Raw genomic sequence first — 15334 nt, 5'->3', positions numbered from 1 at the left:
GCATAGGCGTCCAGGGCCGCGACCTGCTCTGGCGCCAGCCTCAAGCGCGTCTGGCAGGTGAAGAGCGCAGGGTCACTCATGGAGAGCCTCCAGCGCCTTTTTCGCCCGCATCAACCGGTCCCGATGCTCGACCGGAATGACGCCGACCTTCGGATCCCGCAAGAGCCGCAAGAGCCCCTTGCGATGGCCGTTCATCCCAGAGCCAACCTCCTTGACCGCATCGACGATCGGCAACCGCTGGGCAAGCGCCCACTCCGTCAGCCGCGCCAGCTGCCTGTCCAGATCGGCCTTCTGGTCGGCGCTGGAGACGCGCGCGTAGAGGGCAACTCCGCCGGGCTGCCTCTCCTCCGCATGCACGATCACCGTCCCGGTCGGCAGCTGCTCGGCCGGCGCCGGCATCTTTCCATCCTTCCCCATCCGCCAAGCCGTCTTGGAGCCAATCCCCTGCCGCCTCGCCCAGATGCTCGGCTTCATGGGAAAAGAAGGCCATGTAACGTGAGTTATGTCTATGGCTTAGTCAACTATTAGCAACCCCTAGCTCTTCAGCCCATTTTAGGCCAGAGGGGGGACGATTCCGCGCTGCTGAAGGAAGCCGCTCAGGTCGGGGGGAAGAGGGGCGACAGCCTCCAGCTCCTTTCCTTGCCAGCGAAAGCGGAGGAGGGAGGCGTGGAGGGCGTGGCGAGGCAGGCAGAGGTGCTCGGCGAGGTCAGGGCCCCAGCCTTGAGCCGCAAACCGGAGAAAGAAATTCGGATCGGGTCCGTAGATCTTGTCGCCGACGATCGGATGGCGGATGATCGAAAGATGAACCCGGATCTGGTGCAGGCGACCGGTCTTCGGATACGCGCGAAGCAGGCTGAATTCTCCTCCCGAGCGGAGCGGGCGCACGACCGTGACCGCTTGCGCCCCTTCCGGTCGGATCCCCTGGCGGATTGCAACGGGATTCTCCTCGGAGATTCCCAGGTAACCCAGCGGGGCGTCGATCTCGAGAAGCTCGCAGGTGAGCTTTCCCCAGACAATCGCCAGGTACTCCTTTTCGATCAGCCTCTTTTCCATGAGACGGCCGAGTGCCGAGGCCGACGCGGCATCCTTGCCGACCAGCACCAAGCCGCTGGTTTCCCGATCGAGTCGATTGGCCAGGAAGAACGATGCCCCGTCCCGTTCCTTGCCGAGCCAGCCGAGCACGCTCGGCCGGTCGTTCCGGCGGGTCGGATGCGAGAGCAGGAACGGGGGCTTGTCGATGACGAGGAAGTCCTCGTTCTCGAAGACCACTCGCGGGGGATACGGGGGCTCCAGCGTCAGTTGCTGCATCGGGCGGGATAGGGAATTTCTACTTTAGGCGATCGGAGGCTCCTGGTCGAGGATCTCAATCGGGCAATCGGGAAGAACCCCGAAGAACGATCGGCCATAGCGCTTGGTGAGGATGCGGGAATCGAGAATCGCAACCATACCCCGATCTTCCCGGCTCCGGATGAGTCGCCCGATCCCTTGACGAAATTTCAAGAGTGCTTCGGGGAGAAAATAGGAAAGGAACGGGTCTCCCCCGGCTGCCTGGAGCCGCTCCGCTCGCGCCTGCGCCAGCGGGTGGTCGGGCGAGCTGAAGGGGAGGCGCGTGAGGATCACGCAGGAGAGGGCCTCGCCCGGGACATCGACGCCTTGCCAGAAGCTGTCCGCCCCGAAGAGGACGGCACCCGGAGAGGAGCGGAAGCGATCCAGGAGCCGGTGGCGGTCGACGATTCCGTCCTGGACGAGAAGCGGGAAGCCCTTTTCCTGGAAGAACGGGGCCAGCCGCGATGCCATGTCGAGGAGCATTCTCCGGTTCGTGAAGAGGACGAATGCCGATCCACGGCTTTGGGTCGTAAAATACCGGATCCACGCCTCCAGCGCCGCTTCGTAGCCGGCGCTCGCCGACGGGTCGGGGATGCGGCGCGGCACGTAAACCTTCATCTGGCGCGCATAGTCGAAGGAAGAATCGAGGAGAAGGGTCCGCGGCTCGCGCAGCCCCAGTCTCTTTTGGAAGTAGTGAAACCCGCCTCCGATCGTAAGCGTCGCGCTGGTGAAGACGAGGGCGCGCTCTCCCGGATAGAGCAGGCGTTCAAGAAGCGGGGCGACCGACAGGGGCACCGCCTCGAGCCGCATCCCCTCGGGAGACCCGTGCTCCTGGGTCTCGATCCAGTAGACGTGATCGGGAAGGGTTTGCCCCAAGAAAGCGGAAAAAGAGGCCCGCAGGCCGGCTGTCTTGCGTGCGTGGTCTTCCATCTCGCGCTCGAGGTCGCGATCGTCCGCTTCCGAAGCCGCGTCCGCAATCGCCTCGGCAAGCTCTCCCAAGGGCGTGTCCAGGACGTTCGAAACGAAATCGGGCCGGAGGATCCGGAACTCCCGGCCCTTGGCGCCGCTCGCGGCGGCACGCAAGCCCTCGAAGAGAGAGGAGAGAAGGGCGAGAACCTCCTTGGTCTTTCGGATCGCGTTCCCTGCCCGCAGCAAGGAGAGGAGCCCGCGCCCGGTTCGCGGGTGGTGGAGCCGGTGGAGAAAGGACCTCGTCTGGCCCTCGGAGAGGGAGAGGCCGAGGTGCCGGGCGGCGACCGTCTCCACCTGATGGGCCTCGTCGAAGATCACGAAATCCTTGGCGAACGCGAGGTCCTCGCTCGGATCGGAGCCGAGACCTCCGGCGAGCAGCGAGAAGAAGAGCGCGTGGTTGACGATGGTGAGGTCGGCCTCGGAGCTCCGGTCCCGAAGCCGCTGATAGAAGCAGCGGGGATTGTCTTGGCAGCTCCTTGCGGTGCAGAGCTGGGGCTCCGAGCAGAGCCGGCTCCAGAGAGCCGGCTCCGGGGGAGGGTCGAGCTCCTCCCAGCAGCCGGTCCCGGTCTCGAAGGACCACTGGGCGATCCGCGCGATCTCGTCAGCCTCCCGGAAAGCGAAAAGGTCTCCTCCGTAGCGGAGCGCCTGATCGATTCGCCGCGGGCAGAGGTAGTTCCTCCTTCCTTTAAGCAGGACGGCGGTGAATGGGTCGGGCAGGGTCCGGACGAGAAGGGGCAGGTCTCGGCCGAAGAGCTGCGCCTGCAGGTTGAGGGTGTGGGTAGAGACGATTCCGCGCTGCCCCAGCTCGCGTGCGCAGCGCAGCGCGGGGAAGAGATAGGCGAGGCTTTTGCCGGTGCCTGTGCCCGCTTCGACCGCCAAAACAGCCCGTTCTTCCAGCGCTTCGGCGACGGCCCGAGCCATGCGCTGCTGCTGGGGGCGAAATTCGAAGTGGCGGCCGGTAGAGAGCGGACCGCGCGGCGAGAAGAACTCTTCGGCCTGCTCCGCAAGCGAGCGGGGCGAACCGGAGGTCGGCGGGGAGCAGCGACCGTTTCGTTCCGAGTCGAATGCGGGAGGGTCTACTTCCATTGCAAGCGGGTGTCGGCCAACCGCTTTTCGAGCTCGGCGATCACCCGCCGCTCCTCTTCTTCTCCTTGAGCGGAAAAGGTCACGCTCCAGCGTAGGTAGGGGCCGGCGTCATCCCACGGAACGGTGGAGATCTGCCGCTCGGTGATCAGCCACTCTGCCGCCTTCTCTGCCGTCGGGAAGGCGATCTCTCCTTGGGCTGTCATCGCCGATCGGGGAGCGGGCGCGTAGAGGAAAAACGAGGCGTCCGGCTTGCGGACCGGGCAGCCCAACCGCCTCAAGGCTTCCGCGAGCAGGTCCATCCGCCGCGCATACTTTTGCGCGATCCGCTGGGTGATTTCCGGATGGTCCAGTCCATAGGCGAAGGCGTGCTGAATCGCCAGGAATTGCCCCGAATCCGTGTGGTCCTTGACGGAAGCGTAGGCGCGAACGAGCCGCGCGTCGCCGGCGACGAAGCCGCATCGCCAGCCGGTCATGTTGAGGTTCTTGCTCGCCGAATGGAGCTCGAGCCCGACCTCCTTGGCTCCCGGGACGGAGAGGAAGCTCAAAGGCGATCCACGGAAGACCAGGCCTGCATAGGCGAAGTCATGAATCACGACGATCCGGTGGCGATGGGCGAATCCGACGACCTCTTCAAAGAAAGAGCGCGTCGCCGTCGCTCCCGTCGGGTTGTTCGGGTAGTTGAGCACGAGCGCCTTGGTGCGCGACAGCAGATCGGCGGGCACCGATGCGAGGTCGGGCAAGAAGGAGTGGTTCTCCAGAAGAGGGAGAGGGTAAACCCGGCCCCCATAGTATTGCGCATGCGTGCCGAAGACGGGATAGCCCGGAACCGTCATCAGGACGATGTCGCCCGGGTCGATGAAGCAGGCGGGCAAGATGGAGAGGGCCGCCTTGGAGCCGATCGAATGGCAGATCTCCGTCTCGGGATCGGCACGGACCCCGCACACCCGCTCGAGATAGCGAGCGGCCGCTTCCTTGAGCCGCGGGCCCCCGTTGTCGGCGTAGCCCCGATTTTCCGGCTTCCGTGCCTCTTCGCTGAGCCGCTCGACGATCTCGGCCGGAGCCATCTCGTCCGGCTCTCCGACGCCGAGATCGAGCAGCTCGACCTCCGGATGCTTCTCGCGCGCTGCCCGCTTGGCCCTCTTGATCTTCTCGAACTTGTAGATTTCTGTCTCTTGTCCGAACCGTGCGCCTCCGATCCGCTGCGCGAACGAGGTGGCGGGAAAGTGATCCATAAGCTTCCGGATAGGTCTCTCCTTTCCCATTCTTTTACGGTGCGAGGCGGATAAAGGCAATCGTCCCTCGCTGGCTCCGTCGCCGGAGGCCGGATCACCTCCAACCCGTGCTGAAGAGCGATCGGGTCCATCTTTTCCGAGCGCTGGATTGGGATTCTTGCGCACAGGCTGCTACGTTCTCTGGCGGAGGATTCCTTGCCGACCGACGCCACACGCAACCCCCGGCTCCGAGCCGCCCCGTTCCAGGCTTCTGTTCTTGCCCTGTTCGTGGGCTTTGGGATTGGCGGCTTTTCCCGGCCATCGACGGCTCGGAACTTCGAGCTGCCGATCCAGCTCGTTTGGGCTCGTCAGTATTACACGCTCTTCCTGGCAAAATCGCGCTCGGGCCAAGGGCCGCTCCAGCCCTACGTGCGTTGCGCGGTCTACCTTCAATTTCGCAACTGGGGCCCTTCCCAGCGAGTGCCGATGGCGCACGGGGAGCGGCCGGAGTATCCGAACATCCGCTTTCGAGTCTGGCGCAATCAGGTCCCGATCCCTTTCGAGAGGAGAGCCTTTCCGGGGTTGGGGGCGCAGGACAGCTACACCATCCATTTTGACGAGGGAGAGAGCGTTCGCGTGACCTACGAGTACATCGAGCAGGTGGTGCGCCACGATCCAGAGAGAAAGGTGGATGTCTTCGAGGATACCTGGGGCTTCCTGGGCTATCAACCGCCGCTGGAGGATTGGTGGATCGTGGTCGATCTCGGGCAGATGTACACCCAGTACCAAGCCTCGCCCGGATTCGGGGAGAGCCCCGGAACGCCTGCGCTTCCCTATCAGAGCTTTTTCAATCGGGTCTTCCAGGTCGCGCCGCTGGGGTATCGAAGCCGCGGAACCGAAATCTGGTGGCGTTTTCAGGACGTGGGCGAGGAGCGGATGCACTCCTTCCCCAAGCTCCGGGTCGAGTGGCAGGCTTGGTACCGGTAGCTAACGCCAGAGACGGTAAGCGGCGTAGAGGAGGAAGACCGCGAACGCTCGTTTCGCATAGACCGCCGGAATCGCTTGAATGAAGAGGGAGCCGAGGGCGGCACCGGCGGCTCCCGCAAGCGCGATCACCGTAAAGAGGCTCCAGTCGATCTGCTTGAGGGTCCAGTTGGCGAGGCTGCCCGCCAGGGCGATCGGCAGGATGAGCGCGAGGGAAGTCCCTACGGCGATGTGATAGGGTACAGCAAAGGAGAGGATCAGAACGGGAACGAGGATGCTGCCTCCGCCGATGCCGAAGCAGCCGCTGGCAAAGCCGGCGAGCAGACCGAGAAGAACGAGTCCCAGAAGGTGCATGCTCAAGAGATAGGGAGAGGGATCGACCAGGTCGAGCCCGGCGAGCCCCTTTTCGTCGTCGGCTCGACGGGGGTGGGAAAAACCGAGCTCGCGCATGCGATTGCGGAGCGATGCGGAGCTTGTCTCCTCTCCATGGACTCGATGCAGGTCTATCGCGGCCTCGATCGAGGGACAGCGAAGCCTTCCCGGGAGGAGCGCGATCGTTTTTCCTATGGAGGGATCGACCTGGTGGATTGGCGGGCCGCCTTTTCGGTGGCGCACTATCGGGAACATGCGCAGGCCTTCCTGGAAGGTTGCCGGCTCCAGGGACGCCCGGCGGTCGTGGTCGGGGGAACGGGTCTCTATTACCGGAGCCTGGTGGGAGGGCTCTGCGAGGCCCCTCCGGGAGATGCCGCGCTTCGGCAAGAGCTTGGGATGCTCTCGGTCCCGGAGCTGGCCAAGCGTCTCGCTGCCACCGACCCGGAAGCCTTTGCCCGCATCGACCGCCGGAACCCGAGGCGTCTCATTCGAGCGATCGAGGTCAAGGAAGTCAGCGGAATCTCTCTTTTGGAGTGGCAGAAGCGGACGACCAGACCCGTGCTGCGTCGATTTCGTACGCTTTGGCTGGAGAGAGCGGAGGGGGTGTTGCGGAAGAGGATCGCCTTACGCGTCGGCTCGATGCTCGCTTCGGGATGGGTCGAGGAGGTAGCCGACCGGCTGAGCGAGGCGGGGCCGGAGGTGCTCTTCCGTTGCCCCGCCATCGGCTACGCCCAGATTGCACGATTCCTGGTTCAGGGCGGCAGTCAGACGGGGCTCGCGGAGGAGATCACCCGGGACACTTACCGGTATGCGAGGAAGCAGTTGACTTGGTTTCGAAAAGAGCCTAGCATTCATCATCATCTGGTACTCGAAGGGCATGCTTCTCTTCCTTGGCTTCTCCGGGCCGAAAAGTAGCGCTGCGACCGCGACGGTTCTTCTTGCCGGATGAGAACCACTGATCGCTCCACGGAGAAGACCCTTCTTGTCGGACTGGAGCTTCCGAACCAGAACGAGCCCGAAGTCACGGAGTCTCTCGAGGAGCTGGGAGAGCTTGTGCGAAGTGCTGGGGCGGCGGTTGCCTCCCACGCCATTCAGCGGCTCCAGACGCCGACCTCTCCTTATTACATCGGGAGGGGCAAGGCCCAGGATCTATCGAGAAAGTGCCAGGAGGATGGGATCCATTCGGTTATTTTTGATGACGAGCTGACCCCGGCCCAGAGCCGGAACCTGGCGAACGTCTTTTCCCGGAAGGTGCTGGATCGGACCCAGCTCATTCTCGATATTTTTGCGCAGCGAGCCAAGACGCGGGAGGGAAAGATCCAAATCGAGCTGGCGCAGCTCCTCTACCTGCTTCCGCGGCTCACGAGGCTGTGGAGCCACCTCTCGCGGCAGTCGGGGGGCATCGGCACCCGCGGCCCCGGAGAGACCCAGCTCGAGGTCGACCGGCGACGAGTCCAGCAGCGGATCGCACGCTTGCACCGCGAGCTCGAGGCGGTGCGGCGCTCCCGGTCGGTGCAGCGGGAAGGGAGGCATCGCTGCTCCTGGCCCACCTTCTGCCTGGTCGGATACACCAATTCCGGCAAGTCGACCCTCTTCAATCGGCTGACCCGGTCAGAGGTGCTGGTCGAGGACAAGCTCTTCGCTACGCTCGATCCGACGATTCGCCTTTTGCCGCTGAGTGGCAAGCAGCGGGCCTTCCTGACCGATACCGTCGGCTTCATCCGCAAGCTGCCCCATGACTTGATCGATTCCTTCCGGGCGACCTTGGAGGAGGTCAAGCAAGCCGACCTTCTCATCCATCTTGTCGACGTCTCCGATCCCAAGGCTGAGGAGCGGATTGCGGACGTCCGCCGCGTCCTGGAGGAGCTCGATGTGCTTCGGAAGCCGGTGCTTCTCGTCTGGAACAAGATCGATCGGTTGCAGGGTCCGGCTCCGCTCAACCGCCTCCTCCAGCGGTACCCCGGAAGCCTCGGCGTTTCGGCTCGGGACGGGTCGGGGATCCGGGAGCTTCTCTCCCGGGTCGAGGCGTGGTCGCGGGCACGAGCGCTCTTTTTCCGCTTCCGCTTGCCGGTCGAGCGGGGAGATCTTCTGGCACGGCTCCATCGAGAGGGAGAGCCGGTCGACGTTCGCTACCGCCCCGACGGCGTTTACGTGCAGGCTTGGGTTCCGCCTTTCTTGCAAGCCGCGCTCGCCCCCTATATCGTCCCCGAACGTGGCTCGGCGGATTCGAGAGATGCTACCGGCGGAGCGCCCCCTCGAGAGAATGGCGGCGGGAGGACCGAGCGGCCTCAAGGATTCGGAGTTGCTGGCGATTCTTCTGGGGAGTGGTAGGAGCGGGCTTTCGGCCGTCGGGCTGGGAGAAGAGTTGGTCACGCGGTTCGGAAGCCTTCAGGCCCTCGGAAGGGCTTCCCTGGCGGAGCTCGCCCGGTGCAAGGGAGTGGGCCCGACCAAGGCCGCACGGCTCGCGGCGGCCTTCGCCTTGGGCGCTCGATCGGCTCAGGAGGAGCTCCTCGGCCGGAGGATCGAACGGCCGAAGGACGCGGTGGAGTTCCTGGGAGCGCGAATGCGGCTCTTGCCGGTCGAGATGCTCCTGGCGGTCCTCCTGGACGTCAAAGGAAGGGTCCTCGCCATCGAGGAAGTGACCCGAGGAACGCTCAACGAAAGTCTCTACCACCCTCGGGAAGCCTTCCGTGCCGCGATCGCGCACAAAGCCCACTCGGTGCTCTTCGCCCATAACCACCCCTCCGGCGACCCCACCCCTTCGGCGGAAGACATCGCCATCAGCCGGGAGATGAAGCGGGCTGGGGCAATCTTGGGAATCGAGGTGGTCGACCATCTGATCCTCGGGGGCTGGCGTCAGGGAGAGCCCCTCTACTACAGCTTTCGGGAACGAGGAGAGGGATGATTCATCCGACGGCCATGGTCAGCCCCAAGGCGGAGCTGGGACGAGAAGTGCGGGTGGGACCCGGGGCGATCATCGAGGAAGGGGCGATCGTCGGAGATCGCTGCGAGGTCCGCGCTCATGCGGTGATCGCCGCGGGCACGCGAATGGGAGCGGGAAACCAGATCGGCTATGGGGCGATCGTCGGTGGCGAACCCCAGGATCTCTCCTGGACCGGGGCTCCATCCCGCGTGGTTCTCGGGGAGGGGAACCTCATCCGTGAGCATGTCACCATCCACCGCGGGGCCAAGCCCGAGAGCGAGACGCGGATCGGCGACGGCAATTACCTGATGGTGGGGTGCCACGTCGGCCATAACTGCCTCGTCGGCAATCGGGCGATCCTCGTGAACCATGTCCTTCTTGCCGGATACGTCCAGGTGGGGGATCGCGCCTTTCTCGGAGGGGGCTCGGTGTTTCATCAGCATGTGAGGATTGGAGAGCTCGTGATGGTCCGCGGAGGGATCCGGATCGGGATGGATATTCCACCGTTTCTGATGGCGGTGGACGAAAACGAGGTTGCCGGCGTCAACCGGGTCGGGCTGCGCAGAGCCGGGTTCTCCGAGGAGGCGCGCCGCCGCCTGGAAGCCGCCTACCGGCTGCTGTACCAGAGCGGCCGCAATGTCTCCCAGGCCCTCGACGAGATGGAGAGGCGCTGGCCCGCCGAGGACGTACGCCGGATGATTGACTTTATCCGCGCCTCCCGCCGGGGCATCTGCACGCCCCATCGGGGGAGCAGAAGGCGGGGGTCGGCAAGGGAGGCCAAGGGAACCGACGCATCCGCCCCCTGACCGTCTGCCGGCTAATCGGTCGATTGGCCGACTTCCCTGGACAGGGCGGCGATGGTGGCGGGATCTTCGAGGGTCGTCGTATCTCCCTGGATCCGTCCGCTCCGGACGAGCTCCTTGAGCAGCCGGCGCAAGATCTTGCCGCTACGTGTCTTGGGAAGGGCTGCGGTAAAGTGGATCTCCTTGGGGCGGGCGATCGCGCCGATCTCCTTCACGACGTGAAGGCGCAACTCATTCTTGAGCCGCTCCGAGCCCCGTTCACCTTGCCGGAGCGTCACGAAAGCGACGAGCGCTTCCCCTCGTTCCGGATCGGGTTCGCCGACCACCGCCGCCTCTGCGACCTTGGGGTGGCTCACGAGGGCGCTTTCGACCTCGGCGGTGCCCACGCGATGCCCGGCGACGTTGAGAACGTCGTCGATCCGGCCCGTGATCCAGAAATACCCGTCCGCGTCCTGGCGTGCGCCATCCCCGGTGAAATAGACCCCGGGAATCTGGCTCCAGTAGAGGCTCCGATAACTATCCGGGTTGCCGTAGATGCCGCGGAGCATCGAGGGCCAGGGGCGGCGAATCACCAGCTTCCCGTGTGCGCCGGGCGGAACGGGATTCCCCTGATCGTCGACCACCGCGGGGTCGACGCCGAAGAAAGGAAGAGTGGCCGAGCCCGGCTTGCAGGGGGTCGCTCCGGGAAGGGGAGCGATCATGACCGATCCCGTCTCGGTTTGCCACCAGGTGTCGACGATGGGGCAGCGGGCTCGACCGATCTTCTGGTGATACCAGGTCCAAGCCTCCGGGTTGATCGGCTCGCCGACCGATCCCAAGAGACGGAGCGAAGAGAGATCCCAGGGGTCGACCCACGGATCGCCGCAACGCATGAAGGAGCGGATCGCAGTCGGGGCGGTGTAGAGAATATTGATCTGGTGTCGCTCGACCATCCTCCAGAAGCGGTCCGGGTGAGGGAAGTCGGGTGCCCCTTCGTAAAGGAAGACCGATGCCCCGATCGCCAGTGGGCCGTAGACCACGTAGCTATGGCCGGTCACCCAGCCGATGTCCGCCGTGCACCAGAAGAGATCCTCATCCCGGATGTCGAAGAGGTACTTGGTCGTCAGAGCACAGCCGAGAAGATAGCCTCCGGTCGTGTGCAGGATCCCCTTGGGCTTCCCGGTGGTTCCGCTCGTATAGAGAATGTAGAGCGGATGCTCGCTGTCGAGGGACCGGGCCTCGCACCGGGCATCGACATCCTTCATCCCTTCCTCGATCCAGAGGTCGCGCCCCGGCGTCATCGGAACGGGTTCCCCCGTCCTGCGGACGACGAGCACCCGCTCGACCTGAGCGAGATCTACCAAGGCTTCGTTGACCCGTTCCTTGAGCGGAACGATCTTCCCGCGCCGGTATCCCCCGTCGGCCGTAATGACGATCTTTGCTCCGCAATCGAGGATGCGATCCCGCATCGACTTGGCGCTGAAGCCACCGAAGACGACGCTATGCACCGCGCCGAGGCGTGCGCACGCGAGCATGGCAATCACCGCCTCCGGAATCAGCGGCAGATAGATCACGACCCGGTCCCCGGCGACGACGCCGCACCGGGAGAGCAGATTGGCCCATCGACAGACCTCGCGATGGAGCTGGCGGTAGGTGAGAGTCCTTACCTCGCCCGGCTCACCCTCCCAGACGATGGCCGCCTTGTGGCTTCGGGGCCCGGACAGGTGGCGATCGAGGCAGTTATAGCTGGCGTTGATCCTTCCTCCCACGAACCAGCGCGCATAGGGCAGGTCCCAGGAGAGCAGCTCCTTCCAGGGCTCTGACCAGTCGAGCTCCGTCGACATCCTCGCCCAGAACGTCTCCGGAGACTCGATCGATTCGCGGTAAAGCCGCCGGTAGTCGTCGAAAGTCCCGATGTGCGCGCGGGCCGAGAAGCCATCGGGCGGAGGGAAAACGGGTCCCGTTTCCGCGCAGGCGGCCGGCTGCGTGCATGCGGCAGGCTCAGGTGTTGCTTCCATTATTTCCTCGGGCGCGGTCCAACGCTGCGTTCGCCGCGGCTCAGGCCATCGGCAGGATAAAAGTCCAGGGGTGCAAAAGCAAATTCGGATCGGCTTCCCATCCAAAGACAAATTCCGACCTGGCCGGTCGCCCCTGAAGGAGCCGCAGGAGAGCCGAGGCGAGCAACGGACCCTAAACCTGCTCGCCAGCCATCATCTTGCGAATCCGCGGAAGATGGCGACCGCCTTCGAAGGGGGTCGCCAAGAAGATCCGAACGATCTTGAGAGCGGTCTCCTCGGGAACCAGCCGCTCCCCCAGGGAAATGACATTGGCATCATTGTGGGCGCGGCCGAGACGGGCCGACTCCTCGTTGAAGCAGTAGGCACATCGGATCCCCCGCACCTTGTTGGCGACCATCGCCTCGCCGTTCCCCGAGCCCCCCAGGACGATCCCTCGTTCGGCTTTCCCTTCGGCGACGAGCACCGCCGCCGGACGGATGTAGTCAGGGTAGTCGACGGGCTCCGGAGAGTGGGTGCCGCAGTCGATCACCTCGTGGCCGAGGCTCTTGAGGAACTCCTTGATCTTCTCCTTGTAGGCGAAGCCGGCGTGATCCGATCCGAGGGCAATTTTCATACGGGGATCCTCTTTCTAGCCCGATCGGCAACGGCGATAAAGGCTCTTTTCTCTCCGACCATCGTCAGCAGGGAAGAAAATACGCTTCCCCGTCGGCTATCCCCTCTCCTCCCACTCCGTGTGGAAGCTGCCGGGCAGATCGACCCGCTCGTAGGTATGCGCTCCGAAGTAGTCGCGCTGGAGCTGGATCAAGTTCGAGGCGAGCGAGCCGGCCCGGTAGGCATCCCAATACCAGAGAGCGGACTGGAGGGCCGGGGCGGGGACGCCCGATTGGGCCGCCCATCCGCATACCTCGCGTAGCGCCTTCTCCGCCGGCCGCAGCTTGGCCGCAAGCTCGGCGTCGAGCAGCGGATTGGCAAGCCCCGGATTTCTCCCGAATACCTGACGCAGCTCCTCGAGGAAACGGGAGCGAATGATGCATCCGCCCCGCCAGATGCGGGCCACGGTTTCGAGGGGTAACCCGTAGGAGTAGGCTGAGGAGGCGCGCTGGAGGAGCGACATTCCTTGGGCGTAGACCAGCGCCATGGCCAGGAACAAAGCCTGCTCGAGATGAGAGGCCAGCAGATCCCGATCCAGGTTCGGAGCCGCCGGAGGGGCGGGAAAGAGGCGCTCTGCTGCCAGACGCTCTTCCTGAAGTGCCGAAAGATTGCGGAAGCTTACCCCGGCGTCGATCGTGGGGATCGGGACGCCCAGATGCATGCCCTCTTCGGAGGTCCAGGCTCCCGTGCCTTTCTGCCGCGCGACATCGAGGACGAGATCGACGAGGGGCTTGCCCGTTCTCTCATCCCGCCGGCGGAAGATCTGGCCGGTGATTTCCAAAAGATACCCCTCAATCTCCCCCTCGTTCCACTTGCTGTAGAGATCGGCCAGCTCCTCGTCGGTGGATGCCCCCAGATGCTTCAGAAGCGCATAGCTGTCGGCAATCGATTGCATCAGGCCGTATTCGATCCCGTTGTGGACCATCTTGACGTAGTGACCAGCCCCTTTGGGACCAAGGTAGGCTGCGCACGGGTCGGACCCGACACGGGCGGCGATCGCTTCGAAGGCACCTGAGACTCGTGACCAAGCCTCCTTCGCTCCCCCGCCCATGAGGCTCGGACCGTGACGGGCACCAAACTCCCCTCCGGAGGTCCCCATGCCGATCAAAAGGATGCCGGCGGCTTCCAGCTCTTGCTGGCGCCGCTCGGTGTCACAGAAATGGCTATTCCCCGCGTCCACCAGCGTATCGGTCGGGGCGAGCTTGGCCTTGAGCTCCCCGATGACGGCATCGACCGGGGCGCCTGCGGGGACCAGGAGGATGATCGCCCGTGGCCGGGCGAGGGCGTCGAGGAAGCGATCGGGGTCCGTAAATCCCTGCACCTCGGCTCCTTGGCCCTCGCGGACCAGAGCCGAGGCCTTCTGGGCGTCCCGGTCGAGGCCGGCGACCGGGAACCCATGCGCGGCGAGATTCTGCGCGAGATTTCTTCCCATGACTCCCAAGCCGATGACTCCGATCGAAGCATTCATCTCCACCTCCTTTCCGAAGGGCTGGCTGCCCGACCGAGACAGGCAATCCGTCCGCACTTTCCGTGCCGGGAGCGTGCCGGCCCGGTCGAGCCCCTCAGCCGTTCAGCTGCGTTTCGAGTTGCGCGATCTCGTCGCGAAGAAGAGCGGCTTCTTCGTAACGCTCCTCATTTACCGCCTTGCGCAGGCTTTCTTGCAAATCCTCCAGCCGCCTCTGGTAAAACTGATGGCGTAAGAACTTGGCGGGCATCTTCCCTTTATGAATCACGCCCTTGTGCATGTCTCGAAGCATCGAATCGACGATTTCCGAGAAGACCTCGTAGCAGTGGGCACAGCCGAGCCGTCCCGTCTTCTTGAAGTCCGATTGGGTAAAGCCGCATTGCGGACAGGTCGGTTCGTTCTTAGAGAGGACCCGCTCTCCTTCCGGCGCCCCGCCCAAGAGGATGTCGGCGAGCGAAAAGACGGAAGGATCCGATACGCCCTTCTCCTTGGCGCACTTCTCGCAAAGATGCACTTTTTGAACCTTGCCGCCGACAATCTGCGTCAGATGTACGGTCGCCGGTTCTCCGCAGAAATGGCACTTCATTGCTGCTGCGCGGCTTGGGCGGCCGCTGGCTCCCCCGCACTATAAATAAGGGGGCCACTGCTTCGGGTCAATGCACGAAAGCGGAGCAAGAGCTCTTGCGTCAGAGACCCGGGCTTCCCCGTTCCGATCGTCCTTCCATCGATCTCGATCACGGGGACGATTTCCGCCGCTGTTCCGGTGAGGAAGACCTCGTCGGCAACAAAGAGGTCATAGCGGGTCATGTTGCGTTCGACGACATCGATTCCCTCGTCTCGGGCGATGCGGAGAATTTCTCGCCGGGTGATTCCCGAGAGAGCTCCCGCCGAAACGGGAGGGGTCGCAAGCTCCCCGCGCTTCACCACGAAAACGTTATCTCCGGAGCATTCCGCGACATACCCCGCTTCGTTGAGAAGCAGCGCCTCGTCGGCGCCAGTGGCTCCCGCTTCCATCTTGGCCAAGATGTTGTTGAGGTAATTGAGGGATTTGATCGCCGGGTCGAGAGCGGTCGGAGAGACCCGGCGGACTGCCGCGGTATGAAGGCGCAGGCCTCGCTCATAGACCGAAGCCGGATAGAGGCGGATGGCGTCTGCGATGATGAAGAGCGTCGGCTTCGGGCAGGAGGCCGGGTTGAGTCCCAGGTCGCCCTTGCCCCGCGTGACCACCAGGCGAATGTAGCCGTCCCATAGGGAATTCTTCCGGCAAGACTCGAGGACCGCGTTCGTGAGCTCTTCCAGGCTCAAGGGGATCTGCAGCCGGATTGCGCGCGCGGAGTCGAAGAGGCGTTCCAGATGCTCCTCGAGGCGGAAGACACGGCCGCCGTAGGCCCGGATCCCTTCGAAGACCCCGTCTCCATACAGCAGGCCATGGTCAAACACGGACACCTTGGCGTCGGCTTCGTCGACGAACGTGCCGTCCAAAAAGATCTTCTTTCCTTGTTGCCCCTTCATCGACCTTCCTTGCCGCCCGCTCCGCCGCCCGAGCG

Annotated in this window: 15 protein-coding genes; 5 read left to right on the top strand and 10 right to left on the bottom strand. The window is 64.2% G+C overall.

The features are described from left to right. Positions 1 to 72 precede the first annotated feature (72 nt). The 4 genes from MacB4_RS05315 to MacB4_RS05300 all read right to left on the bottom strand — a co-directional run bounded on the left by MacB4_RS05315 (position 73) and on the right by MacB4_RS05300 (position 4613). Entirely contained in the window at positions 73 to 474 is a 402-nt protein-coding gene (locus tag MacB4_RS05315; RefSeq protein ID WP_242529351.1) for an IS607 family transposase, read from the bottom strand. Positions 475 to 552: 78 nt separating this feature from the next. Further along, a complete protein-coding gene (locus MacB4_RS05310) occupies positions 553 to 1308 on the bottom strand; it encodes an RluA family pseudouridine synthase (RefSeq protein ID WP_206864799.1) in 756 nt (251 codons plus the stop codon). A gap of 24 nt (positions 1309 to 1332) precedes the next feature. After that, positions 1333 to 3381 (bottom strand): ATP-dependent DNA helicase, encoded by a 2049-nt coding sequence (locus tag MacB4_RS05305; protein ID WP_206864798.1) that lies wholly within the window; start codon positions 3379 to 3381, stop codon positions 1333 to 1335. Next, positions 3372 to 4613 (bottom strand): LL-diaminopimelate aminotransferase, encoded by a 1242-nt coding sequence (locus MacB4_RS05300; RefSeq protein WP_206864797.1) that lies wholly within the window; start codon positions 4611 to 4613, stop codon positions 3372 to 3374. The genes MacB4_RS05305 and MacB4_RS05300 overlap by 10 nt, the downstream gene beginning before the upstream one ends. A gap of 195 nt (positions 4614 to 4808) precedes the next feature. Here MacB4_RS05300 and MacB4_RS05295 point away from each other — a divergent pair, with 195 nt between their 5' ends. Further along, entirely contained in the window at positions 4809 to 5579 is a 771-nt protein-coding gene (locus MacB4_RS05295) for a hypothetical protein (protein ID WP_206864796.1), read from the top strand. Here the strand turns inward: MacB4_RS05295 and MacB4_RS05290 are convergent, their stop codons facing one another. Continuing rightward, the gene (locus MacB4_RS05290; RefSeq protein ID WP_206864795.1) at positions 5580 to 6026 is read right to left on the bottom strand and encodes a sulfite exporter TauE/SafE family protein; all 447 of its coding nucleotides are present in this window, start codon (positions 6024 to 6026) and stop codon (positions 5580 to 5582) included. Here MacB4_RS05290 and miaA point away from each other — a divergent pair. Genes miaA through lpxA form a run of 4 tightly spaced genes read left to right on the top strand, consistent with a single transcriptional unit; the run spans position 5925 to position 9677 of the window. Further along, a complete protein-coding gene (gene miaA, locus MacB4_RS05285) occupies positions 5925 to 6863 on the top strand; it encodes a tRNA (adenosine(37)-N6)-dimethylallyltransferase MiaA (protein ID WP_370569412.1) in 939 nt (312 codons plus the stop codon). The two genes, MacB4_RS05290 and miaA, sit on opposite strands and share 102 nt — an antisense overlap. 30 nt (positions 6864 to 6893) lie before the next feature. Next, positions 6894 to 8279, top strand: a complete 1386-nt coding sequence (hflX, locus tag MacB4_RS05280) for a GTPase HflX (RefSeq protein ID WP_206864793.1) — start codon at positions 6894 to 6896, stop codon at positions 8277 to 8279. Then, positions 8182 to 8853, top strand: a complete 672-nt coding sequence (radC, locus tag MacB4_RS05275) for a DNA repair protein RadC (RefSeq protein WP_370569411.1) — start codon at positions 8182 to 8184, stop codon at positions 8851 to 8853. Before hflX ends, radC begins: the two co-directional genes overlap by 98 nt. Then, positions 8850 to 9677: an acyl-ACP--UDP-N-acetylglucosamine O-acyltransferase gene (gene lpxA / locus MacB4_RS05270; protein WP_206864791.1), complete on the top strand. Its 828-nt coding sequence runs from the start codon at positions 8850 to 8852 to the stop codon at positions 9675 to 9677. The genes radC and lpxA overlap by 4 nt, the downstream gene beginning before the upstream one ends. A gap of 11 nt (positions 9678 to 9688) precedes the next feature. Here the strand turns inward: lpxA and acs are convergent, their stop codons facing one another. From acs to ilvE, 5 genes are all read right to left on the bottom strand, one after another. Then, on the bottom strand, positions 9689 to 11671 hold the full coding sequence (acs, locus tag MacB4_RS05265) for an acetate--CoA ligase (RefSeq protein ID WP_206864790.1): 1983 nt from the start codon (positions 11669 to 11671) through the stop codon (positions 9689 to 9691). Between the two features lie 172 nt (positions 11672 to 11843). Then, the gene (rpiB, locus tag MacB4_RS05260; RefSeq protein WP_206864789.1) at positions 11844 to 12284 is read right to left on the bottom strand and encodes a ribose 5-phosphate isomerase B; all 441 of its coding nucleotides are present in this window, start codon (positions 12282 to 12284) and stop codon (positions 11844 to 11846) included. 96 nt (positions 12285 to 12380) lie between these two features. Further along, complete coding sequence (gene gndA / locus MacB4_RS05255; RefSeq protein WP_206864788.1) at positions 12381 to 13790, bottom strand: NADP-dependent phosphogluconate dehydrogenase; 1410 nt, start codon at positions 13788 to 13790, stop codon at positions 12381 to 12383. Positions 13791 to 13884: 94 nt separating this feature from the next. Then, positions 13885 to 14373, bottom strand: coding sequence for a UvrB/UvrC motif-containing protein (locus tag MacB4_RS05250; RefSeq protein ID WP_206864787.1), 489 nt, complete (start codon positions 14371 to 14373; stop codon positions 13885 to 13887). Continuing rightward, the gene (gene ilvE, locus MacB4_RS05245) at positions 14370 to 15299 is read right to left on the bottom strand and encodes a branched-chain-amino-acid transaminase (protein ID WP_206864786.1); all 930 of its coding nucleotides are present in this window, start codon (positions 15297 to 15299) and stop codon (positions 14370 to 14372) included. Before ilvE ends, MacB4_RS05250 begins: the two co-directional genes overlap by 4 nt. Positions 15300 to 15334 lie beyond the last annotated feature (35 nt).

The organism is Methylacidimicrobium sp. B4, from assembly GCF_017310545.1.
In the GTDB taxonomy this organism is placed as follows: domain Bacteria; phylum Verrucomicrobiota; class Verrucomicrobiia; order Methylacidiphilales; family Methylacidiphilaceae; genus Methylacidimicrobium.
Note: the sequence above shows the minus strand (reverse complement) of the source record. Positions and strands in the feature narration are given on the sequence as shown.